This window comes from Pseudomonas lini, from assembly GCF_001042905.1.
GTDB lineage: Bacteria > Pseudomonadota > Gammaproteobacteria > Pseudomonadales > Pseudomonadaceae > Aquipseudomonas > Aquipseudomonas lini.
The window spans coordinates 77,996-100,444 of sequence record NZ_JYLB01000013.1 but is presented as its reverse complement, the minus strand read 5'-3'; the positions used below and the strand labels follow the sequence as shown (position 1 = coordinate 100,444).

The 22,449-nt window shown below is 58.7% G+C and carries 19 protein-coding genes; 8 read left to right on the top strand and 11 right to left on the bottom strand.

Features of this window, described 5'->3' with window-relative positions:
- Window positions 1-139 precede the first annotated feature (139 nt).
- Both TU81_RS27985 and TU81_RS27980 read left to right on the top strand, forming a co-directional pair.
- Complete coding sequence (locus TU81_RS27985) at window positions 140-322, top strand: DUF6026 family protein (protein ID WP_048397703.1); 183 nt, start codon at window positions 140-142, stop codon at window positions 320-322.
- Window positions 323-520: 198 nt separating this feature from the next.
- Window positions 521-2,266 carry a phosphoethanolamine transferase CptA gene (locus TU81_RS27980; protein WP_048397701.1) on the top strand — a complete coding sequence of 582 codons (1,746 nt, stop codon included), beginning with the start codon at window positions 521-523 and terminating at the stop codon, window positions 2,264-2,266.
- Between the two features lie 199 nt (window positions 2,267-2,465).
- Here the strand turns inward: TU81_RS27980 and TU81_RS27975 are convergent, their stop codons facing one another.
- From TU81_RS27975 to TU81_RS27945, 7 genes are all read right to left on the bottom strand, one after another.
- On the bottom strand, window positions 2,466-2,957 hold the full coding sequence (locus tag TU81_RS27975) for a GNAT family N-acetyltransferase (RefSeq protein ID WP_038983457.1): 492 nt from the start codon (window positions 2,955-2,957) through the stop codon (window positions 2,466-2,468).
- A gap of 116 nt (window positions 2,958-3,073) precedes the next feature.
- Window positions 3,074-3,655: a DinB family protein gene (locus TU81_RS27970; protein WP_048397700.1), complete on the bottom strand. Its 582-nt coding sequence runs from the start codon at window positions 3,653-3,655 to the stop codon at window positions 3,074-3,076.
- Between the two features lie 18 nt (window positions 3,656-3,673).
- On the bottom strand, window positions 3,674-4,792 hold the full coding sequence (zapE, locus tag TU81_RS27965) for a cell division protein ZapE (RefSeq protein ID WP_048397697.1): 1,119 nt from the start codon (window positions 4,790-4,792) through the stop codon (window positions 3,674-3,676).
- A 245-nt stretch (window positions 4,793-5,037) separates the two neighbouring features.
- The gene (locus TU81_RS27960; RefSeq protein WP_007897370.1) at window positions 5,038-5,379 is read right to left on the bottom strand and encodes a nuclear transport factor 2 family protein; all 342 of its coding nucleotides are present in this window, start codon (window positions 5,377-5,379) and stop codon (window positions 5,038-5,040) included.
- Window positions 5,380-5,431: 52 nt separating this feature from the next.
- Window positions 5,432-6,148, bottom strand: coding sequence for a helix-turn-helix transcriptional regulator (locus TU81_RS27955; protein ID WP_038983462.1), 717 nt, complete (start codon window positions 6,146-6,148; stop codon window positions 5,432-5,434).
- Between the two features lie 207 nt (window positions 6,149-6,355).
- Entirely contained in the window at window positions 6,356-7,315 is a 960-nt protein-coding gene (gene speB / locus TU81_RS27950) for an agmatinase (protein ID WP_048397695.1), read from the bottom strand.
- A 21-nt stretch (window positions 7,316-7,336) separates the two neighbouring features.
- Window positions 7,337-8,428: a polyamine ABC transporter substrate-binding protein gene (locus tag TU81_RS27945; protein WP_048397693.1), complete on the bottom strand. Its 1,092-nt coding sequence runs from the start codon at window positions 8,426-8,428 to the stop codon at window positions 7,337-7,339.
- A gap of 101 nt (window positions 8,429-8,529) precedes the next feature.
- Between TU81_RS27945 and TU81_RS27940 the strand changes: the two genes are divergently transcribed.
- From TU81_RS27940 to TU81_RS27930, 3 genes are all read left to right on the top strand, one after another.
- On the top strand, window positions 8,530-9,423 hold the full coding sequence (locus tag TU81_RS27940) for a LysR family transcriptional regulator (RefSeq protein WP_038983464.1): 894 nt from the start codon (window positions 8,530-8,532) through the stop codon (window positions 9,421-9,423).
- Between the two features lie 152 nt (window positions 9,424-9,575).
- Window positions 9,576-11,051 carry a nucleobase:cation symporter-2 family protein gene (locus TU81_RS27935; RefSeq protein ID WP_048397691.1) on the top strand — a complete coding sequence of 492 codons (1,476 nt, stop codon included), beginning with the start codon at window positions 9,576-9,578 and terminating at the stop codon, window positions 11,049-11,051.
- A 55-nt stretch (window positions 11,052-11,106) separates the two neighbouring features.
- Window positions 11,107-11,592: an LEA type 2 family protein gene (locus TU81_RS27930; RefSeq protein WP_038983467.1), complete on the top strand. Its 486-nt coding sequence runs from the start codon at window positions 11,107-11,109 to the stop codon at window positions 11,590-11,592.
- Window positions 11,593-11,595: 3 nt separating this feature from the next.
- Here the strand turns inward: TU81_RS27930 and TU81_RS27925 are convergent, their stop codons facing one another.
- Together TU81_RS27925 and TU81_RS27920 are read right to left on the bottom strand one after the other, a co-directional pair.
- Window positions 11,596-13,173, bottom strand: coding sequence for an alkaline phosphatase D family protein (locus tag TU81_RS27925; RefSeq protein ID WP_048397689.1), 1,578 nt, complete (start codon window positions 13,171-13,173; stop codon window positions 11,596-11,598).
- A 67-nt stretch (window positions 13,174-13,240) separates the two neighbouring features.
- On the bottom strand, window positions 13,241-14,164 hold the full coding sequence (locus TU81_RS27920) for a carbon-nitrogen hydrolase family protein (protein ID WP_048397687.1): 924 nt from the start codon (window positions 14,162-14,164) through the stop codon (window positions 13,241-13,243).
- An 85-nt stretch (window positions 14,165-14,249) separates the two neighbouring features.
- On the opposite strand from TU81_RS27920, the gene TU81_RS27915 reads away from it, so the two are divergent.
- A complete protein-coding gene (locus TU81_RS27915; protein ID WP_048397685.1) occupies window positions 14,250-15,164 on the top strand; it encodes a LysR family transcriptional regulator in 915 nt (304 codons plus the stop codon).
- 89 nt (window positions 15,165-15,253) lie between these two features.
- On the opposite strand, the gene TU81_RS27910 is transcribed toward TU81_RS27915, so the two are convergent.
- Entirely contained in the window at window positions 15,254-15,505 is a 252-nt protein-coding gene (locus TU81_RS27910) for a hypothetical protein (protein ID WP_007897387.1), read from the bottom strand.
- Between the two features lie 165 nt (window positions 15,506-15,670).
- Between TU81_RS27910 and TU81_RS27905 the strand changes: the two genes are divergently transcribed.
- Window positions 15,671-15,988: a DUF883 family protein gene (locus tag TU81_RS27905; protein WP_038983475.1), complete on the top strand. Its 318-nt coding sequence runs from the start codon at window positions 15,671-15,673 to the stop codon at window positions 15,986-15,988.
- A 127-nt stretch (window positions 15,989-16,115) separates the two neighbouring features.
- Here TU81_RS27905 and TU81_RS27900 read toward each other — a convergent pair whose 3' ends face one another.
- Window positions 16,116-17,159 carry an Ldh family oxidoreductase gene (locus tag TU81_RS27900; protein WP_048397682.1) on the bottom strand — a complete coding sequence of 348 codons (1,044 nt, stop codon included), beginning with the start codon at window positions 17,157-17,159 and terminating at the stop codon, window positions 16,116-16,118.
- 267 nt (window positions 17,160-17,426) lie between these two features.
- On the opposite strand from TU81_RS27900, the gene TU81_RS27895 reads away from it, so the two are divergent.
- Window positions 17,427-22,256, top strand: coding sequence for a dermonecrotic toxin domain-containing protein (locus tag TU81_RS27895; RefSeq protein WP_048397679.1), 4,830 nt, complete (start codon window positions 17,427-17,429; stop codon window positions 22,254-22,256).
- The last annotated feature ends 193 nt before the right edge of the window (window positions 22,257-22,449 follow it).

Here is a 22,449-nt window from a genome sequence, read left to right as displayed (position 1 = left end):
GTGCCGAAGACACAACGACCATGAAAAATAAAAAAGTTCCCTTCAGGGGTAAAAGAAATCAAAATTGGCGCCGATAGTAAGTGAGCACCCGATTTCGGGAGCGGACTTACAGTTGAGACAGCCATTTGCGAGGTGAGCAATGGGCACCGTACACACAGCACTGCCAGCACAAACCCTTTACGTCACGATCCGTCGCGATGAACTGCGCCAGTTGAAAGACGAGCATGACCAGTTGAAGCGGGAAATCGCGCAATTGCGGCTGCTGACCCAAGGCAATGAGGTTCAGCCCTGGCCTGTCACCCAACGTGCTCCCCACGCCTGACCCCCTCGTTTGACTCGGAAGCAGCCGCCGCTGTTTCCGACTCGCTGCAAGCCTGCCAGCTCTGGCAACTCACAAAGTTTTCACACCTTCTTGTCGATACTCCGGCTCATTGTGGCCGCTCGGTATCCGCGCGGCGTTCGTTCGTCTGCGACAGGGAGAGTGCTGACGGCCGAAGTAATTATCAGGCTGGAGTGGTGAATGGCTTTGTTTAAACGCAGCAAAACGTCTGCGAAAGGTTTTGATTGGGCAGGATTTCTCTGGTTATTTCTGTTCTTCTGGTATTTTTCCGGCATTACCCAACTGTTGATTCAGCTGACGGGCACCTCCGGTTTTACCGGGTTCCGCCAGGCCTTTGTCATGAGCGCCATCTGGCTGGCGCCGATGCTGCTATTCCCTAGGCAAACACGTGTGATGGCCGCGCTGATCGGCGTGGTGCTGTGGGCCTGTTCGATGGCCAGCCTCGGTTATTTCTTCATCTATCAGCAGGAGTTTTCCCAGAGCGTCATCTTCATCATGTTCGAATCGAACGTGTCTGAAGCCGGCGAGTACATGACCCAGTATTTTGCCTGGTGGATGGTGGCGGCATTCCTCGCCCATACCGCGTTCGCGTATTTCCTTTGGACCCGCTTGCGTCCGGTGTACCTGCCACGCAGCCAGGCGCTGATTGCAGCGACAGCCATTCTGGTGGCGGTGATCGGTTACCCGATGATCAAGCAGACCGTGCGCACCGGCAGCCTGGCGGGCGGCTTCGAGAAATTCGAAACCCGCATCGAGCCCGCGGTGCCGTGGCAGATGGCCGTGGCCTATCACCGTTACCTCAATACCCTGGCTGGCATGCAAGACATGCTCGACAGCGCCAGCAAGATCCCACCGCTCAAGAACCTCACTGATTCGATGGCCAATCAGCCGGCAACCCTGGTGCTGGTGATCGGCGAATCTACCAATCGTCAGCGCATGAGCCTGTACGGCTACCCTCGGGAAACCACGCCGGAACTGGACAAGCTCAAGGACCAACTGGCGGTTTTCGATAACGTCATTACGCCGCGCCCCTACACCATCGAAGCGTTGCAGCAGGTACTGACCTTCGCCGACGAAGAAAACCCGGACCGCTACCTGACGACACCGTCACTGGTCAGCATGATGAAACAGGCGGGTTACAAGACCTTCTGGATCACCAACCAGCAGACCATGACCAAGCGCAACACCATGCTCACGACCTTCTCCCAGCAGGCCGACGAGCAGGTGTACCTGAACAACAACCGCAACCAGAATGCCGCCCAGTACGACGGCGATGTGATCGAGCCGTTCAACAAGGCTTTGGCTGACGCGGCGCCGCGCAAGCTGATCGTTGTGCATTTGCTCGGCACGCACATGAGCTACCAGTACCGTTACCCGTCGACGTTCAACAAGTTCACCGACCGCAAAGGTGTTCCGGACGGCGTGCGTGACGATCAGGTGCCGACGTACAACAGCTATGACAACGCAGTGCTTTACAACGACTTCGTGGTATCGAGCCTGATCAAGGACTACGCCAAGACTGATCCGAACGGCTTCTTGCTCTACCTCTCCGACCACGGCGAAGACGTCTTCGACTCCCCGGGCCATAAAACCCTGGGCCGTAACGAGAGCAAACCGACGGCGCCGATGTACACCATTCCGTTCATGGCCTGGGCTTCACCGAAATGGCGCGAAACCCATGACTGGAGTTTTGCCGGCGATCTGGGCCGGCCGTACAGCAGTTCGCAACTGATTCACACTTGGGCGGATCTGGCCGGCTTGAGTTTCGATGAACTGGACCGCAGTAAAAGCCTGGTTAGCGACAGCTTCAAGCCTCGACCATTGATGATCGGCAACCCTTATGAGCGTCAGCAGCGGCCGTTGATTGACTTCAGCCTGATGAAACCCAAGGGCGCGCCTATCATGCCGGAAGTCGTTCAGCAGTAGTTTTGGCGCGGATCCTGTGGGAGCGGGCATGTGTGGCGAGGAGCACTGTGGCGAGGGGGCTTGCCCCCGTTGGGGCGCGAAGCGCCCCCGGCATTTCAAAGTTAAACCGCATGTAAAGGATTTACGACTGCTTCGCAGCCGAACGGGGGCAAGCCCCCTCGCCACACAAGCCCGCTCCCAAAAGATTGTGGATCGCGAATTAAAGCGGCTTGGTCCAGAACAGCATCCGCCCGTGCGCCGGGTCGAACATGCCTGGCGCAAAACCGAATTTGCCATAAGCCGCCTGAGCCACCGCATTGCCTTCCAGTACTTCCAGGGTGATTTTGCAGCAGCCGCGCTGGCGTGCGATGTCCTCGACTTTGTGCAGCATCTTCTGACTCAGCCCCAACCCGCGAAACTTCGACACCACTGCCACATCGTGCACGTTGACCAGCGGCCGGCAGGCGAAGGTCGAAAAACCTTCAAAGCAGTTGACCAGCCCTGCCGGCTCACCGCCAACAAACGCCAGTACGCTGAAGGCATGAGGACGTTTGGCCAGTTCCCCCGGCAATTGTTGCAGCCTATCGGCGGGTAACGGGTGACCGCCGCCCATCGGGTCTTCGGCGTAGTGGTTCAACACCAGGCCAATCGCCTCGGCATGCACCGGGTTGGTGTAGCTGGCCTGAAGCACAAGAATTTCTGCGGATTCCATTTCCACCCTCAATCACACAAGTTGCCCCAGTTCGCCTCTTGCGCACTGAAAGGTCCAGCGACCTTATCGCGAGTGCCGGGGTGCCGACAACCAGATCCTGTTGTGATCGTTCCTTCTCAAACGCCCCAGATCAATGCCTCGGTCCACCCCAACTCAGCAAAATCCTCGGCCCTCAACTCTGCCTCACCGGCACAAAAAAACTCGTCCAGTTGCGGCGGCGTGACCGAGGTGCCACTGAGCATCGCGTGAACCTGCCCGCGATGATGAATCTGATGCTCGAACAAATGGGACAGCATGCGCAAACGGCTGTCATGTTGCGGGGTGTCGCGCGCGATGGTCACGAGCCGTCCGAGGTCTGCATCGCGCAGTTGCTCGCAGTACGCGATCAGTCGGCGGCCCACCAGGGCTTGCTCGCGCTTGAGGTCGGCGCCGTGGGTGAACGGCTCGTCTTCGTTGAAAAACACGTAGCAATCTGGATGCGGTTCGTCACCGCGCAACTCCCGCTCCAGTGCATCCACATAGAACCAGTCGCAGGTCAGGATGTGGTTGAGGGTCGCGCTGAGGCTGGGAAAGAAACTGACTCGCGGCGCCGCCAGCTCGGCCGGGCTTAGCTGAAGCCAGGCCTTGGCCAGTCGATGATTGGCCCAGGCGTTCTGATAGGCCATGGTCAGCAAATGGTGAGACAAGGGCTGATTCATGTTCGCTCCTCCCGGATATCAAGCCTCGGCGAAACGTTGTAGCTGCATTTCCTGCAGACGACTAAGGGTGCGACGGAACGGAAACGCAAGATAGCCCTCGGTGTACAACGCTTCCATCGGCACCTGCGCTTCGAGGTACAGCGGCACCTTGCGGTCGTAGCATTCGTCCACCAGGGCGATGAACCGGCGCACGCCGTCGTCATGCACCGACAACTGCGGCAACTCGCGGTCCCCCGCCGCCACCCGCTCGACACCGTCTTCAGTGCCGCGGGCGATGCGCCCTTCGCGTTTTTGCGCGCTGAGGTTTGGCACGTCACTCAACAGAATAGCGCTGAAGGTATCGCACAGGGCCATGAAGTCCATGGCGGCAAACGGCTGCTCGCAGAGCTCGGCGTAACGGCACCAGAGCACGGTTTGACTGGCCCGCATCACATTGACCGAACGGTAGCCGATCTTGACCGGATCGCTGGACAGCGACTGGCCGACGGTCAAGGCCTTGAACACTTCGCTCAAGACGCCGGATTGACCCGGTACGTTCACCCAATAACGCTGCAGAGCGGCACCAGGGTGCAGACGATGATCTTCCCCGCCATCCACCGCAATCACCTGCATGTGTTGCTTGATCGCGCTAATGGCCGGCACGAACCGGTCACGGTTGAAGCCATCCGCGTACAGCTGATCCGGCGGCTGATTGGAGGTGCAGACCACCACCACGCCCTGCTCGAACATCACCTGAAACAAACGCCCGAGAATGATGGCGTCACCGATGTCGTTGACGAACAGTTCATCGAAACACAGCACGCGCACTTCCTGGCTCAGTTCGCGGGCCAGCGCTTTCAACGGGTCGGCGGTGCCGGTCAATTGAAAGGAGCGCTGATGCACCCAGCCCATGAAGTGATGAAAGTGCTGACGCCGGGCCGGGACGCGCAGGTTTTGGTAGAACTGATCCATCAACCAGGTCTTGCCCCGCCCGACCGGGCCCCAGAGGTACACGCCAGTAATGGGTGTACGGCCTTCATGCAAGGCTTCATGGCATTTTTGCAGCGCCCACACGGCATGTTCCTGGGCTTCGTCCTGGACGAAGCCCTTCTGTTCGATGGCGTGTTGCCAGGCGCTTAAGGGAGAGTCGACATTCATACGCGGCAGTATACGTCTCTGGGACTGCGGGTGAAGCCTGATACCAGTAGTCAAATACAATCCATGTGGGAGCGGGCTTTTGTGGCGAGGGGGCTTGCCCCCGTTGGGGTGCGAAGCGCCCCCGGCATTTTCAAAGTTAAACCGCATGTACAGGTTTTACGACTGCTTCGCAGCCGAACGGGGGCAAGCCCCCTCGCCACAACAAGCCCGCTCCCACAGGTTTCGCACCGCCACACAGCACCGGGTTACAGCGAGATATCCAGCCTGGCAATCTTGCCCTGCTCATTGAGGCGGAACATGTAGCGCAGTTCCAGCGGGCTGCCGGGAAAGGTGCCGGAGATCAGGTTGTGCACCAGCACTTTGCCGGTGCGCAGCTGAACGTCGAGCACCTCGACCCTTGGCTGATAACGTTGTGCGGTGTCTTGCATCCATTGGGCGATGGCTTGCGTGCCGACCTGATGCTGCCCCTCATCGAACACGTTGGCATCCTCAGCAAAAAAACTGGCAACCCTCGACGTGTCGCGAGCATTGGCGGCAGCAATGTAGGCAGCGATGGCGGGGGCCAGTGAAGAGGCTGGATTGGACATGTTTACGGCTCCTTATGAGTTGATTCTGGAGCCATGCTAAAACAAGCCTGTGTCAGTTCTTGTCAGGAGTGAAACGCCCTGCTTCGTCGAGTTGCATCTGCTTGCGCCAGGTGCGCAACAGGTCGCTGCGCCGCCCCGGGTAGCGTTCACCCTGCTCGCTGGCAGCCGAGATCCGGTCGGTGCGAAACGTGCGGTAGGCACTGCGCAATTCACACCAGGCGACGATGATCCGCACCTCGTTGAGAAAACCCAGGGCCAGTGGCCAGATCAGCCGCTGGCTCGGCACCTGGTTGGCGTCCGCGTAGTCGATGTGCAGCTTGGCCTGATCGCGGATGGCTTGGCGAAACACATTCAAGGGCACGGCATTTTGCGGATAGCCATAACCCGGTGGGCCGGGCAGTACTGTCGGGTTGCGCAAGGCCTCTTGGGCGGCGGGGTCGAGCACCGCGGCGATTTTTGCCAAGGCACCGGCCGCGGCTTTGCCCAAGACCTCATCGCCACGCTGATCCACGTAGCGCAACCCGAGCACAATGGCTTCGGTTTCATCGGCATTGAGCATCAAGGGTGGCAGGAACAGACCACTGCGCAACACATAGCCGATCCCCGCCTCGCCAAAGATCGGCGCGCCGAGCGCGGTGAGTTCCGCGATGTCGCGGTACAGCGTGCGCTCGGAAATCTCCAGCTCGCTGGCCAATGTCGCGGCAGTTACCGGACGACTTTTGCCCCGCAGCACTTGTAACAAAGTCAGTAGACGGCTGGTTCGCGACACGGTCGGCAGGCTCTTTTTGAAAAGTCGCCGGAGCTTAGCAGAGGCTGTTGTCAGAAACTGGCAGGAGCGATAACACCTCGCTCCAATGGCCGGACATAGATCAAATGTGGGAGCGGGCTTGCTCGCGAAAGCGGCTTAACATTCAACATTTCTGTTGGCTGATACTCCGCTTTCGCGAGCAAGCCCGCTCCCACATTGGTTTGTGTGTTACCGATCGACCTTATGCCTGGCCGCATACAAACACAGCATCTCCATGGCCAATGTCGCCGCTGCCAATGAGGTGATGTCCGCGCTGTCGTAGGCCGGCGCCACTTCCACCACGTCCATCCCCACCAGATTGATCCCACGCAAACCGCCGAGAATCTCCAGCGCCTGCACCGTGCTCAAGCCACCACACACGGGCGTTCCGGTGCCCGGCGCAAAGGCCGGGTCGAGGCAATCGATGTCGAAGGTCAGATACACCGGGTGATCACCAACCCGAGCACGAATCGCCTCGACGATCGCTTCACACCCTTGCCGATGCACCTGCCGCGCATCCAGCACTTGAAAGCCCTGATGATCATCATTGGTGGTGCGCAACCCGATCTGTACCGAGCGCGACGGATCCACCAACCCTTCCTTGGCCGCGTGCCAGAACATCGTGCCGTGGTCGACGCGCTTGCCCTCCTCATCCGGCCAAGTGTCGCTGTGGGCGTCGAAGTGAATCAACGACAACGGGCCATGCTGACGGGCATGAGCCTTGAGCAGCGGATAACTGATGAAGTGATCGCCACCAAACGTCAGCATCGCGCAACCGCCGCTCAGGATGTGCTCAGCGTGGGCCTCGATGCTTTCCGGCACTGACTGCGGCGTGCCGTAATCGAAGGCGCAATCACCGTAGTCAATCACCGCCAAATGATCGAACGGGTCGAACGTCCACGGCCAATGGCGTTCCCAGGCGATCCCGGTGGATGCCGCCCGAATGCCGCGCGGTCCGAAACGCGCGCCGGGGCGGTTGCTGGTGGCAGTGTCAAACGGCACGCCGCTGACCACCACGTCGACACCGCGCAAGTCGCGACTGTAGCGACGGCGCATGAAACTGGTGATACCGGCGTAGGTGCTTTCGGCGGCAGTCCCGTAAAGACTGTCTCGGGTCATGGCCTGATCGTTCTGTGCAGGGACGTCCATGGTGTGTTCCTTATTGTTGGCTTATTGGCGGCTACGGAAAGTGGTCCACAGACGGGTGCGCTGACGCATGTCCTTGAGGCTCATGCTGCGGTCGGCGTACAACCGCTCGCGCACCTCGCTCTGCGGGTAAATATCGGGATCGTTGCGCACTGCCTCATCCACCAACGGCGTCGCCGCCTGATTAGCCGTGGCGAAGAACAGCGTATTGGTCAGCGCGGCGACAGATTCGGGGCGCAACATGAACTCGATGAAGGCCCGAGCGGCTTCGGGGTGTGGCGCGTCCTTGGGAATCGCCAGGTTGTCCTGCCACACCAGCGTGCCCTCCCGCGGAATGCGGTAGGCCACTTCGAACGGCTTGTTGGCCTTGCGCGCCTGATCGGCGGCCATGCTCGCGTCACCGTTGTAGGTCAATGCCAGGCAGACGCTGCCATTGGCCAGATCGTTGATCTGTCGGCCGGTGGCGACGTACAGCACCGACGGCTGTAACTGATGCAACAGCGCGTCGGCGGCTGTCAGATCAGTCTTGTCGGTGCTGTAGGGATCTTTACCCAGATAGTGCAGCGCCAGGCCGATCACCTCTTGCGGCGAATCGAGAATCGCGATGCCGCAATCTTTCAGCTTGCTGGCGTATTCGGGTTTGAACAGCAGGTCCAGGCTGTTGAGCGGTACGTTGGGCACGCGCTGCTGCACTGCTTCGACATTCATTCCCAACCCGAGCGTGCCCCAGGTGTAAGGCACGCCATAGCGATTGCCGGGGTCGACCGCCGCCAGTTTTTCCAGCATGTCCGGGTCAAGGTTGGCGTAGCCCTTGAGGCCATCGTGAGGAATTTCCTTCAGCGCGCCCGCCGCCAGCCCACGCGCCAGCACACTGGACGACGGCACCACCACGTCATAACCGCTGCCGCCGGTGAGCAGCTTGGTTTCCAGGACTTCCGGCGCATCGAACGTGTCGTAGCGCACATGGATGCCGGTTTCCTTTTCGAAGCGCTGCAAGGTGTCGGGCGCCACGTAATCGGCCCAACTGTAAAGATTGAGGACTTTTTCCTCAGCCTGGGCCGGCACGGCCATGGCGAGGAACAGCGCGGGTAAACACAGCTTGAAGAGCGGAGCCATGACGAACACCTGACCGGAGGAAGTGGTTGCAGGATGCGTGGTCAGTTACATTGGAAAAATACCAAGTTAGTTATCCTGACTTTATTGCGGAGTAATGTTTGATGCTCGGTCAACTTCACGACCTCGACCTGCACCTGCTGCGCCTGTTTGTCAGCGTGGTGGAATGCGGTGGCTTCAGCGCGGCTCAGGGTGAATTGGGGCTGAGCCAGTCGAGCATCAGCCAGCAAATGGCCAGGCTCGAAACCCGGCTCGGTTATCGCCTGTGCAGTCGCGGCAAGGGCGGGTTCAAAATCACCCCAAAAGGCGAGCAGTTGCTTCTTGCCATTCGCGCCTTGTTCGAGTCGATCGAAGCGTTCCGTCATCAATCCAACGGCGTGGCCGGACGCTTGATCGGCGAAGTGCGCCTGGGCTTGTCCGAAGCGCTTGATCAATCGGTACTGCAACGGGTTGCCGAGGCGATCCGGCGCTTTCGCGAGCGGGATGAATCGGTGCGTATCGAGTTGATCAGCGCCATGCCCGGCGAGATGGAACGGCTGTTGCTGCAACAACGACTGGACTTGGCGATCGGCTATTTTTCACAGGTGCAGAGCGCTTTTGACTACCGCGAACTGTTCACTGAAACCCAGCACTTGTACTGCGCCCCCGGGCATCCGCTGTTTACCGATGCGGCGCCTGACGATCAAGCACTTCAGGCCTGCGACCGGGTCGATCACCCCTACCGCTTCCTGCGCAGCGACGAGCCGTTTCAGGGGAAGATGTGTTCGGCCCGTTCCGAGCAGGTCGAAGGCACCCTCGCCTTCATTCTTTCCGGCAAACACGTTGGCTATCTGCCCGATCACTTCGCCCGCAGCTGGGAAGACAAAGGGTTGCTGCGCGCCGTGCGCCAGGGCGATATGAGTTTTGAGGTGGCGTTCCATCTGGCCCGCCATCGCGCTCAGGTGCCGGGGGATGCGCAAAAAGCGTTTGAAGAGGATCTGCTTGCGGCGTTTATTTGAAGATCAAAAGATCGCAGCCTCGTTTCACTCGACAGCTCCTACAGAGTGAAACGAGGCTGCGATCTTTTGACCTTGCTTTTGCCGTGGCCAGACCGTTCTGGCATCCTGCGCTCCCTTTTCTGACCGGCCCGCCTTCTGGCACGCACCTGACCATGACCGAATCTGAAAAAACCGCCTCCCCACGCAACAACGACCTGATTTACGGCCTCGATGACCGCCCCCACCTGACCGCCACGGTCTTCGCCGCCCTGCAGCACGTGCTGGCGAGTTTCGTCGGCATTATCACGCCGACACTGATCATGGGCAGCGCCCTGGGCCTGCAAAGTGAAGTGCCTTATCTGATCAGCATGGCGTTGTTCGTTTCGGGGCTGGGCACGTTTGTCCAGGCGCGGCGGTTCGGCCCGGTTGGCTCCGGTCTGTTGTGCCTGCAAGGCACCAGCTTCTCGTTTATCAGTGTGATTCTCAGCGCCGGCTTCATGGTCAAGGCGCGGGGCGGTGGCACCGATGAAATCCTCTCGACGATTTTCGGCGTGTGCTTTTTCGCCGCGTTCATCGAAGTGGTGCTGAGTCAGTTCATCGGCAAGCTGCGGATGCTGATCACCCCGGTGGTGACCGGCACCATCATTACCCTCATGGGCCTGTCGCTGATCAAGGTCGCCATGACCGACATTGCCGGCGGATTCGGTGCGACGGATCTCGGCGCGGCCAGCCACTTGGTGCTGGCCGCACTTGTGCTGGGAACCATCGTAGTGTTGAACCGGGTGGATGTGCCGTTCCTGCGCCTGGGCGCGATCGTCATCGGCCTGGCCCTCGGTTATGCGGTCGCGTGGTTCATGGGCCAGGTCGATTTCACCAGCCTGCCCGCCGTGCCACTGATGAGTGTGCCCGTACCGTTCAAGTACGGATTCTCATTCGACTGGGTGGCGTTCGTGCCGGTGGCGGTGATTTTCCTGGTGTCGCCCCTCGAGGCTGCCGGTGACCTGACCGCCAATTCGATGATTTCCCGGCAGCCAGTGAAAGGCCCCATTTATATCCGCCGGATCAAATCCGGATTGCTGGCCGACGGTCTCAATTCGGCGATGGCTGCGGTGTTCAACAGCATGCCAATGGTGACCTTCGCCCAAAACAACGGCGTGATTCAGCTCACCGGCGTGGCCAGCCGTTATGTGGCGTTTTTCATCGCCGGCCTGTTGGTGGTATTGGGGTTGTTCCCGATGATTGGCGCGGTGCTGCAATTGATGCCGAAACCAGTGCTCGGCGGCGCCGAACTGGTGATGTTCGGCACCGTGGCAGTGGCCGGGATCAAGATACTCGCCGAGGCCGGCCTGCATCGACGCAACATGCTGATCGTGGCGATGTCCCTCGGCATGGGCCTGGGCGTTGCGGCGGTGCCTGAAGTGTTGCGCGAGTTGCCGAAGGCGCTGCACAACATCTTCGAATCACCGATCACCGTCGGTGCGTTGTGCGCTATCGTGCTGAATATCTTCTTGCCCGAAGAGTTCATCGAGCTGGAAGAAGACGAGTTCGACCCGGAAGCCTCCGTGCTTCAGGTGATGCAGAACCCGGATGTTGCGGCCAAGGGTGAACCCGTTTCACCTGCGGCTGTCGCACAGTTGAACCGTGCGTAATGCTCAAGAGCCGAGCCACGAGCGGCTCGGCCTTTTTCTTTACGAGAACCTGTCCATGCGCAGATTGTTCGCACTTTCTCTATACCTGCCTCTGTCCCTCCTGTTGCTCTCCCTGAGCGCCTGCGCCCTGTTCCCCCAACACGACCCACTGAACATCAACGTGGTCGGTATCGAGCCGCTGCCAAGCCAGGAACTGGAAGTGCGTTTCGCGGTAAAACTGCGCGTGCAAAACCCCAATGAAACGGCAATCGACTACAACGGCGTGGCCCTGGATCTGGAGGTGAACGGTCAATCACTCGCCTCCGGTGTCAGCGATCAATCGGGCTCGATCCCGCGTTTTTCTGAAGCGGTGATTGTTGTGCCGGTGAGCGTTTCGGCCTTCTCGGTGCTGCGTCAGACCCTCGGGCTGGGACAGACGCAGACACTGGACAATATGCCTTATGTGCTTCGGGGCAAACTGGCCGGTGGCGTGTTCGGCACGATGCGTTTCCTTGATCGCGGCAAACTCAGCCTGCCGGAGCCGACCACCGGCACGTGGTAACGCTTACGGTTCGGCCCGCGGCTTAACCGGATCGATCACCTGGGTCACACAATGTTTGAGGCCTTCTACGTGCCAGTTGGCCCAGAGCCGACTTTTGCCGGTGCTGTCTTCATCCGGTTCTATCGCCAGCCAGTTTCTTGCGGCGATCAGGTAACGCCCTCGTGCACCGATGGGCAACATGGTTCCGGTGATGCCGTAGTCGATTTGTTCCTGTTGCTTGCCAATGGACTCCAGAAACTGCACCGCCAGCACCGGCGGTGAAGGATGCACGACCCCGGTCGAAATCAATTGGTAAATCAATCCTGAACCGTCGTTGCGATGCCGGGACAACGTCGATTCGATCACGCAGGCGCCCGCCACATGAACATCACCGGACACCAGCGTGACCTTGCATGACTCGGCATGGGCGAAATCCAGCAACCGCATGATCAGCCGCTTGCGTTCGTCTCGGTGGGGCAGGCTTCGCCAATGATCGCGCAAATCGTCCTCGAGTTCCTGTTGTCCCGAGATCAGGTCCAGTGCCTTTTCGGCCGCCTGCAAATCAAGGTAGCCCACGGGAATACTCGACATCAGCAGCAAGTGCTTATGTGCCTTGACCTTGCCCAGCCAGGCATAAATCGCATCCCAACTGACGGGCGAAATGATCCGGGTTGGCCGAGCCGGCGGAGTCGTCAAATCCGGCGCTCGTTCGCTGCGCAGGTCGGGAACCAGCAATGCCAATTCACCCAGGCCGGTGAACCCGAGGTGAAAGCCGTCAGCGGTGTCGGGAATCGCACAGGGATGAGTATCGGCAGACGGTTTGAGGTGCGGATGTGTCTGGATCAATTGCTGCTGGAAAATCCTGAAATAGCGTTTGGCCGTGGCAAACAGCCCCTGGAACACCGGGCTTGAATGCAGTATCTCATCGTAGGATCCCCAGCCATCGATGATGTCGTGGTCATCCCACATCATCACCGTCGGAACGGCGCTGAGCAGCTTCGCAACCTCAGGCTGCTTCCAGTGCTCCAGGTACAGTCTGGTGAAAAACTTGTCCAGATCGGCTTCGATCACCTTGCTGTAGGCCGCCTTTCGACGGTCGGCGAAGGGCTTGGCAAACCAGGTTTTCATCGACGACACGTTGCTGCGCATGTCGTCGCTGTAAACCTGATCGCCCCCCATCAACAACAGGTGATAGGGCTTGCTTTGATGAGAGCCCCACATGTGCTCCCAGCGCTCATTGTTCCTGTCCACTTTCTCCATGTCCTTGGGGTCCGAGAAACCGTTGCACGACACATAGGCCATGCGCGGCGACTGCCCTTCGGCCGGAACGACGAAGTTGGCCTCCGCGCCCTCTATCTTGATCGTGTAAGTGCTCGCAACAGCCTGGTCTTGCGGCGCTTTTAAATCGATGCGCCAGACGCGGTACTGAGGATTGAGCAACGGGATATCGGCGGTGGCCAACGGTTTGCTGGCAGTGACACCGCCGGGTACTTTTACGCTGGGTGATGACGCGCCCAAGGGTAAAACCACTAGAGCAGACACGTTATAGACATTACTGTTGATGCCACGAAACTGCAGAATCGGGCCAAGTAACAAACTCATGGACAGTCCATCCGTTGACAGGGGTGTGAACGCCTAGAGACTAGACGACAATCACACATCCACAGGTTTACGTATTAAACCGCACACCCGGTTTGGCCCGCTCATCCACCGTCAACTCAAACACGTCCGGGCGCGCGTAGTGCCCGACCACGTCGTAGTCATAACGGGCGCGGATCAGGTCGTCGGTGTCGATTTCGGCGGTGAGCAAACCCGCCTCGTCACGCAGCGGCCCGGCGAGAATGTCGCCCATCGGCCCGACAATCACGCTGCCGCCGGCAATCAACGGGCGCTGCGCCGGCCAGTTGGCGATTTCCACGCCCAAGGCTTTCGGTGAAGCCTGGACCTGACAGGCGCTGACCACAAAACAGCGTCCTTCATGGGCGATGTGGCGCATGCTGACTTGCCACATTTCCCGCTCGTCCACCGTCGGCGCGCACCAGACCTCCACGCCTTTGGCGTACATCGCGGTGCGCAGCAGCGGCATCATGTTTTCCCAGCACACCACTGCGCCGATTCGCCCAACCTGGCTGTCGATCACCGGCAAGGTCGAGCCGTCGCCCTTGCCCCAGATCAGTCGTTCGGTGCCGGTGGGCATCAATTTACGGTGCTTGGCGACCAGCCCCGCCTGCGGATCGAAATACAGCGCGGTGCAATATAAGGTGCTGCCCACGCGCTCGATCACACCGATCACCAGGTTGGCGCCAGTGCGTGAGGACAACCCGGCCAAGGCTTCAGTCTCGGCACCGGGCACGTCGATGGCGTTGTCGAAATACCGCGCAAACGCTTCACGCCCTTCCGGCAGTCGATAGCCGAGTTGCGTGCCAAAACCCTCGCCCTTGGGGTAGCCGCCGAGCAACGCCTCCGGCATGACCACCAGTGCGGCGCCGGATTCGATAATGGCAGTTTCCCAAGAGAGGATTTGATCGAGGGTATCGGCCTTGCCGCCGGGCAAGGCGCCGATTTGCAGGGCAGCAACGATGGACTTGGGCATCGCGGTGACTCCGTCAGTAATGAGGTGTTGCTCATTCTCCGGCGCCACAGGATCATGAATAAAGCCCGATTCACTGCTGAATGATATGAACCAAATGAATATCGCCAACGTCGATCTCAACCTGCTCAAGGTCTTCGAAGCCTTGCATGAAGAATCCAGCGCCAGCCGTGCCGCGCTGCGTCTAGGCGTGACGCAATCGGCGGTCAGCGCGGCGTTGCGCCGATTGCGAGAAGTGTATGGCGATCAGTTGTTCGTGCGCACGGGTCGAGGTCTTGCGCCGACCCTCAAGGCCAACCAGTTGAAACCGGTGGTCAGCGATGCGCTGAATAAATGCCGCCAGAGCCTGGCTATGGTCGATCCGACGGCGAATCATTACGACGGACGTTCGGTGACGGTGGGTTTGTCGGATGATTTCGAAATCGCCTACGGGCGACGATTGATTGACGAGATCGCCGATCGCGCGCCGAAACTGCGGCTGATCTTTCGCCAGACCCATAGCCAGATTGTCGCCCGGGCCTTGATGGAACGCAGCATCGATCTGGCGATCACGGCCGGCGGATTCGCCGAGCGTTTGCTCAGTCGTCAGGTGCTGGGTGAAGGGGGTTATTTGTGCCTGGTGGATCCCCTCAGTCTGGCCGAGGGACAGGAGACTCTCAGCCTTGAGGCGTTCGTCGCCCGCGAGCACATTCTGGTGTCATCGGGCGGTTTTATCGGGATTACCGATGAAGGCCTGGCGGCGTTGGGGCTGAGTCGACGGGTATGCGCGTCGACCACGCACTTTGCCGCGTTGCCGTATCTGCTCAAGGGCAGCCAGGCGGTGGCGACTATTCCAGCCCATGCGGCTCGAAGTATCGCCGCGCTTAGCGGGCTGGCGCTGCTGCCCTGCCCTCTGGCGCTGCCACGCTACCCGATCGAGCTGGGCTGGCGCACCAGTACGCAGCTCGATCCGGTGGTATTGAAAGTGCGCGAAGCGATTATCGCGACTTTTTCTCACACGTAGGAGCTGCCGAAGGCTGCGATCTTTTGATCTTGGCTTTTTGAAAAAAGATCAAAAGATCGCAGCCTTCGGCAGCTCCTACGGGGTCGAGTTTATTTAGCCGCCATCAAACGATTGACTTCACTGCGCACCATGTTGGCGAATTCCGGCGGCGACATGCCGTCGAGTTCGGCGCGGACCCACTCGGCCCATTTGCCTTTGCGCTTGGCGCGTTCACCGAACAACCGTGCGGCTTCGCCCTTGGATTTGCCCAGGTTGTTTTGCCAGAGTTCGAACAGACGGGATTTTTCATCTTCAAGCGCCGCGCGCTCGGCAAGGGGTTTGTCGGCCAGATTGAAGCTCATGGAAGATACCTGCTGCGTAAAATAGGCGACATCTTACACTGTAGGAGGAAATGTCCGGCCCTGGATTTTTCTTCAGGGTGGAGTCGCCACGCAAAATGACTGCAACTTTTGCCATGGCGCCAGACTCCATTGTTCACTGCCCATTTATCTGCAAGGAGTACTCTAATGGCCCGCAAAATCATCGATCAAGTCGCCGAGGATCAAATCAAGGATCAGGTCTTCAGCGAACTTCAGTCCCTGATCGAAGAGTCGGAAAAACTGCTCAAGAGCAGTGCTTCACTGGTCGGTGAGGAAGCGGACACCCTTCGAGGGCAAATCGCCCAGAAGCTCCAGCAGGCCCGGGGTTCAGTCTCAAGTATGCGTGACCGGACCAGGCCCGCAGTCGAGGCCAGCGAAATCTACATCGGCGGCCATCCCTGGCAAACCGTGGCCATCTCCGCCGGATTCGGTTTGGTGGTGGGGCTGTTGTTGGGCCGACGTTAATTGGGAAACACTGGACCTGTAGGCTTGCCGTAATGCCAGTCAGTTAAGCGAATGAACCGCTTTTCGTAGGAGCCAGGCTTGCCGGCGAAGGCGATCTCAAGTCCGACTTCGCCGGCAAGCCTGGCTCCTACAAAAGCCCGGCCAGTTCCCGCAGATCTGCCAATGTTTGAGGGTCGAGTGCAATGCCTTCGACCTTGGCTTTGGCGCGCTGCCGGTGACGTCGATCACCCGGTAGCCGCTTGAGCCCCACACCGTGCATCTGCCGGACCAGTTCCTGACTGCGCTCGGCAAAACTCTGCCCCGCCGACTTGCTCGGATCAATCACGATCAGCAGTTGACCTGTCCAGGGTGTTTTCGCCCCCGGATGGTTCGACCAGTCGAACTCGAAAGAAAAATTGCCACCGGTCAACGCCGCCGCCAATAGCTCCACCATCATCGACAGCGCCGAGCCCTTGTGCCCGCCAAACGGCAGCAACGCGCCGCCTTCAAGGATCGCTTTCGGGTCCTGGGTCGGCTGGCCGAGGCTGTCCACACCCATGCCCGCCGGCAAGCGCTCGCCTTTACGGGCGGCGATCTGTACGTCGCCGTGGGCGATGGCGCTGGTTGCCAGGTCGAAGACGATCGGATCACCGTTGGCCCGAGGGGCGGCGAAGGCAATCGGGTTGGTCCCGAACAGCGGACGATCGGCTCCATGCGGCACCACGCAGGTCATGCTGTTGACCACGCTCAGTGCCACCAGCCCTTCATCGGCAAACGGCTCGACGTCTGGCCACAGGGCGGCGAAATGGTGGGAATTACGGATGGCCAGCACCGCAATGCCGGCACTGCGGGCTTTCTCGACCAACAATGACCGCGCCGCCGCGAGGGCCGGTTGGGCAAAACCATTAGCGGCGTCAACCCGAACGAAGCCCGAGGCCACGTCCTCGACCACCGGCACCGCCTGACCATTGACCCAGCCGCTTTGCAGCGTCGACACATAACCGGGAATACGGAACACACCGTGACTGTGAGCCCCGTCGCGCTCGGCACCGGCGCAGTTGAAGGCCAAGGTTCTGGCGACATCGGCTGAGGTGCCGTGGCGCAGGAAGATCTGCTCGAGCAACGCCATCAGCGCTTCGAAGGACAGGTTTTGCGAAACCGCAGTAGACACATGATCGTGTGGCGCAGACATCTGAAGCTCCAGAGTAATTATTGGAGGGGGCAACAGCGTACGAAAACCAACCGATTAACAACGGGCGACGAGTAGCCTGTCAACCTTTCGCTTGAACCGGTGCACCTGACCAGAGCCGATTTAACCGAAAAGCTGCTTTGGCGCATGTTTGCACAAACATCGGGCGGCCATGCGGTAACTATCTACCACCTTTGACTCACCCGCGACTTTTAGTCTTGAGCCTCAACCCACTGGCGCATTCAGCCGCGCCCTGAACGAGACTCGACGATGCCCACACCCCCCGCTCCACTGTTTTTCCCCGAGGCCCTGCACGCACCCGGCCACTGGAATGACCTGGGTAAAATCCATGGGCTGACGCGCAAGGATTTCGAATGGCTCGGTCATCTGGAACTGGCGAGCCAAAGGTTACGCAGTCAACAGACCCCATCAATGTTCGCCGAAAAAATTCTGCTGAAGTCGGACGCTATGGACCCCATCCCTTTGGCCGGCAGTTTCGTGTTGAGCCTCACTCCGGATGCCAAGGGTGAGATTCTCTACACCCCGTACGCCGGCATAAAGAAGTTCGACAGCCGCTCAGCCTTGACCGAACAGCTTAAACGTCAGCTGAACAGTGCGACCGAGGACGATGACCTGCTGGCCTTCATGTCGTTGTCTGCGCGCAAAACGCTGGCAGCCGCAACCAATATCCAGGTGAACTTTCAGGCCATCGAAGGCGACGTATTCGAAGACCAGCGCACCGACATCACCAAGAATCAGGGAATGAACGAGCAGGCCATGCTGGACGAATTGGTCAAGCTGCCAACGCTCACTTCACTGCTCGCTACGCTGCTTGATGAGTTGCTGCAATCGCCATTCCCGGGCCTTGATCAAAGCCAGACCCGACTCAACTTTTATTCCGTTGCACAAGCCCATGACGGCAACCAGAAAAGTGCCCCGACCCGCCGCTGGATCAACTCCATGTCCTTGAGTGACGCCGTGCTGTCGTACTATCGCCATCAACGGTGGCCGAACGGGCAGCTTTACACGTTTTCCCATCCGGAAAAAGAACCGACGGACACCGACCAGAGCCACTGGGAAACCGCTGTAAAAACCGTATCCGGCAAACTGATGAACCTGCTCTCCGGGAAACTGCAGCGCTACTGGGACACTGCGGCTGCCGACGGTGCATCTCGTCGCGATTTTTTCAGCCGGGCCATCCGGGAAAAGGCGCGCGCAGAGTTCCTGTTCAAGCGCGAAGCCGAGATCATCAGCCCTGAAGAGTGCCAGGCCCTGCACCCCCTGATTCAGCCAACAGCCGGCACGTCTTCGACACTCACTCTTGAAACCGTGCGTCTGTGGGAATACAAGGCCAACTATGTAGAGCTGGCGGGCTCGCTGATGATCAGCCACTCCCCTTCCAATACCTTTCTTTACACCCCCTCCCAGGGCCTTCAGGTTCTGAAAGACTATCAAGACCTCAAAGACACCTTGCTGAGCAAATTCAGCGCGGCCGCTCACGAGGATGAGCTCTACGGCCTCTTGAGTCTGGACGAACGTAACCGGTTCATCGGCTTCAATCACCCACAGGTTTCCGGCGAGGTGATTTCAGGGTCGATATTCAAAAAGCTGTTTGAGGCGATCATTACCAAGCAGTTGCAAAACATGGAATACGTTCTGCAGGTTTTCCGCCACAGCGATGGCGCCGTAAACGTCCATGCCTTGTTCGACAAAGCTCTGGACATACGCGCGATGATCAGCGATCAATTGCTGACGCTCAATGTTCAGGGACGCTGGAGTACCCGGCCGGTGTTGTCTGGCAACCAACTGCCGTCCCTGGTGCTGGCAGACAAGGCAGCAGCTTTCGTAAAAACCTTCAGCGATGTCCAATCGCTGCTCAGCGCGGAGTTCGCCTCCCAGCCGATCGCCTCTCTGGCGCTACAGAGCGTTTATCTGGAGAAACTGAAACCCCGGATAACCCACGCATTTTCCGTGGGTTTGCGCGGGGAGGCCAGTCTTCGGGGGCTCAACGCAACGCTGCGGGGCACTGACCGGGCCATTGTCGATACGGTGCTCAATCCGGATCGACCGGATCGACGAACGCGCCTCGCCCTCAATGGTTTCAGGCCTGATGCTTATTCACTGATTCTTGAATGTTCCGGGCAGAACGATGTGCTGCCCCTGGCCAATTGCCTCCTGTTGACCGAGCGTGGCGGGCTCGATATCCAGCATTCCGGTCGGGCCATTCTGTGGACGCCTGCGGCCGGGCTGGAAGTTTTTGCGACGGTCGACAGCGCAACGACGGAACTGAACCGGCGACTGCTCGACGCCAACAAACGCCTGCAACTGCTGGAAAACCTCAGCCCGAACCAGCGCACATTCCACCAGCGCTACAAGCTCAACTCGTTGCGACTGATTGAAGGCCATGTGTTGCAGCGCCTTGCGCAATCCTCCATTGACCACTTCCTGGCCCGTTGCGAATACCTGCGCAGCCTGAAGCTGGGCGATGCGCAGCAGATCAAAGCGCTGAAAAACATGACGCAAAGGGTCATCGACACCAACTTGCAACGAGCCATGTTGATCTCCCAGGCAATCGCCCGACAACAGTCCCTGCCTGCATGGCTCGGAATGGCCCCACTCGAAGAACAGCAGTTGCACATCGAATTGCTGGAGCAGTACCGCAACAGCGTCACCGACGACAAGGACTACTTGCACGGGATCCAGACCCTGACGTCCTATGTGCATGAGCGATTAGTATCATTGATGGGCAGCCGATTCCCTGGAACGGAACTTAACCCCGACCATATCAAAATCACGCCCGACCTGGCACTGACCGGGTCGTCGCGTAGCTTGACCGAGTTTGCCCTGAACCCTGTCAACGTGAGTCAAGGCATCGGGTTCAAGATTGCATCGACAACCTCTCAGGCCCTTCCCGAACGCCTGAATCAGGACGCCGTGCGTCAGCTTGTGCAGTCACTGAATATTCAGAGCGATTATGCAAAGCGGGTGAAAGATGCATTGACCAAGGCTGGCCCCGATGCCAAAAGTCGAATGCAGCGTTTTGTTCAGCAACTACCGTGGCAACTGTTGCAACACGCTCATGCACTGAAACTGCAGCAACGTCTTTCCGGCAGCGCCTTTGATTTGATCTGGCAGGTCCTCGACATGCCGGACGCAATCGCCCGCGCGGCTGTAGCAGGTGCCCATGCCATCGCCAGGCCACTGGAGCTGATCAAGACAGCAGGCGCCACAGCGGTCAAAACCCTGGGCCTGTACCTGATCGGCCCCGGTGCCGGACATAACGGGTCGCAAATCCTCTATGCGCCTTACCACGCAGGTTCCATATTCACCGAGTTCGAGAACGAAGCCAGCGTTATCTCAGCGATCAATACACCAGGGCCACTCCAGGAACTGATCATTCGCAGGCTGCCCGAGGCTGAACAGTCTTCGTTCAGCAACTTGTTCAAGTCCACTGTCGGACAACAGAGCGAAATCACCCTCGCCTCCAGCCCCATCAGGGGCAACCTGTTTGCACAGTTGTTCAACGATAACGTCAGCCTTCTTTCGAAGATGCTCGACAGCCACTCCAAAATCACTGGCCAGCAGGAATGGGAAGCCGCCAAAAACCTGTTCAGCTCTGGCATCAGACTGGTCTCGGGTCTGTTGCCGGGCAAACTCTCCTATTTGCTGTTTCTGTGGCAAAGCTACAAGGATTTCAAAGACTCCGCCGAAGCGCTGCAGGATCATCACTGGAAACGGGCGTTGCAGGCATTTATTGCCGGTGCCGCGCAATTGGTGTCGCTGGGACGACTGTCGCTGGAGGCGTCTATCGAGTCGGCGCCAGCAACGGCCACCACTCCACCTGCTGCCAACCCGTTGGTTGTCCCGCAATGGTCGCACGTAAAACCGACTGCACCGACACGCACGGTGTTACAGCCTTTCGAGACCACGACCGTGGCGTTGAAGGATCTGACCAGACGCACGACCGATGGCACTTATCTGGAGGCGACCAGCAAACGAACCTACGCCCCGGTCGGTGGAAAGGTATACCGCGTCGCGAAAGCCGGGGCGATCTGGCGAATGATTAAAGACCAACAACAGGGGCCCGCGTTGCTAACAGCGCCTGGCAATCAATTGGTGATCGATCCGGACTCGCATACGATTCACTACGGCAAAGCCCTGTCGAAAATGCACAATCAATTTGCTTCCAGCCTCACGGTCAGAGAGGTCATGAATATCGAAGCCCGCGGGATGGAAGACATTCGGGCAAAACACCCGGAAAAAGCACGCATGATCGTGCAAGCCATCGATCTGGCTCGCAACTACGCGTTTAACAGTCTGCATAACCTCGCGCAGCTCAGACACTCGAACCCAGGGACGCGGCTGGATACCTTTCTCAAGGCCTTTTTTGATGTCGGCAACATTGACGCCAGTACCCTCGACAAAATCAAGAAGGTCATCGTTCCCATTTGCAAAGCGTTGGTGGACCCAAACGAGGATTTGATGAATACCGATCGTTTTGTGGTCGGTTCAAACAAATATGGGCTCGACACTACGATTGCTTTTGTTGTGCATGACGACGCACAGAAGCGTGTGCATTTCACAGAGAGGTTTTTTGACCCGGAACTCGATTGGTACAAGTCTTGTTTGACTGAGCCTTTCGACGTCGACGACCATGCCCGGGCCGTTACCCTGATTCATGAGTTCTCCCATCTTTTTTCAAAGACCGTAGATATTGCGTCACTTGAGGCAAGGCGTCCGTACAGCGATCTCATCGCCACCGTCACCCGTTTCGGTGCGAAAACCAAAAAGACGCAGGAGGATTTCCAGCGACAGGCACTGTCCCTGGACACCCCAAGGGAAGAACTGTTTGCGCGCTGGAACGATACTTTGCAGTCATGGATCAGTCTGGACTCGATTGACGGGTTGGATCATGTGGGTAAGGACATCCTCAAAACAACGGGTTGCACGACAATGGATGAAGCTCGTAACGCCTTCCGCAATCCACGGGATGCGAACCTGCGCATCGACACCATTTTGCGCAACGCCGATTCGATCGCTCGGCTGATATGTGAAATGGGTCGACAGCTGGATCCGGTGCCAGTTTCGCACCCGGTTTGACTGAACTGCAGGTAGCTTTTCTCGTCCAGGACAGAGATCAGTCCTGCTGACCTTGACCCTTTTTTCACTTCATTTATGGATACTGCCCGGCGCCCTCTGTTTTAAGGGTGTCCGGGTGAAAAATAAGTTGCACTTTGATGGGCAATTGCCATGACGGTTGTTCTCGCAGACTTCCCCTCAAGGTTAGAATGCA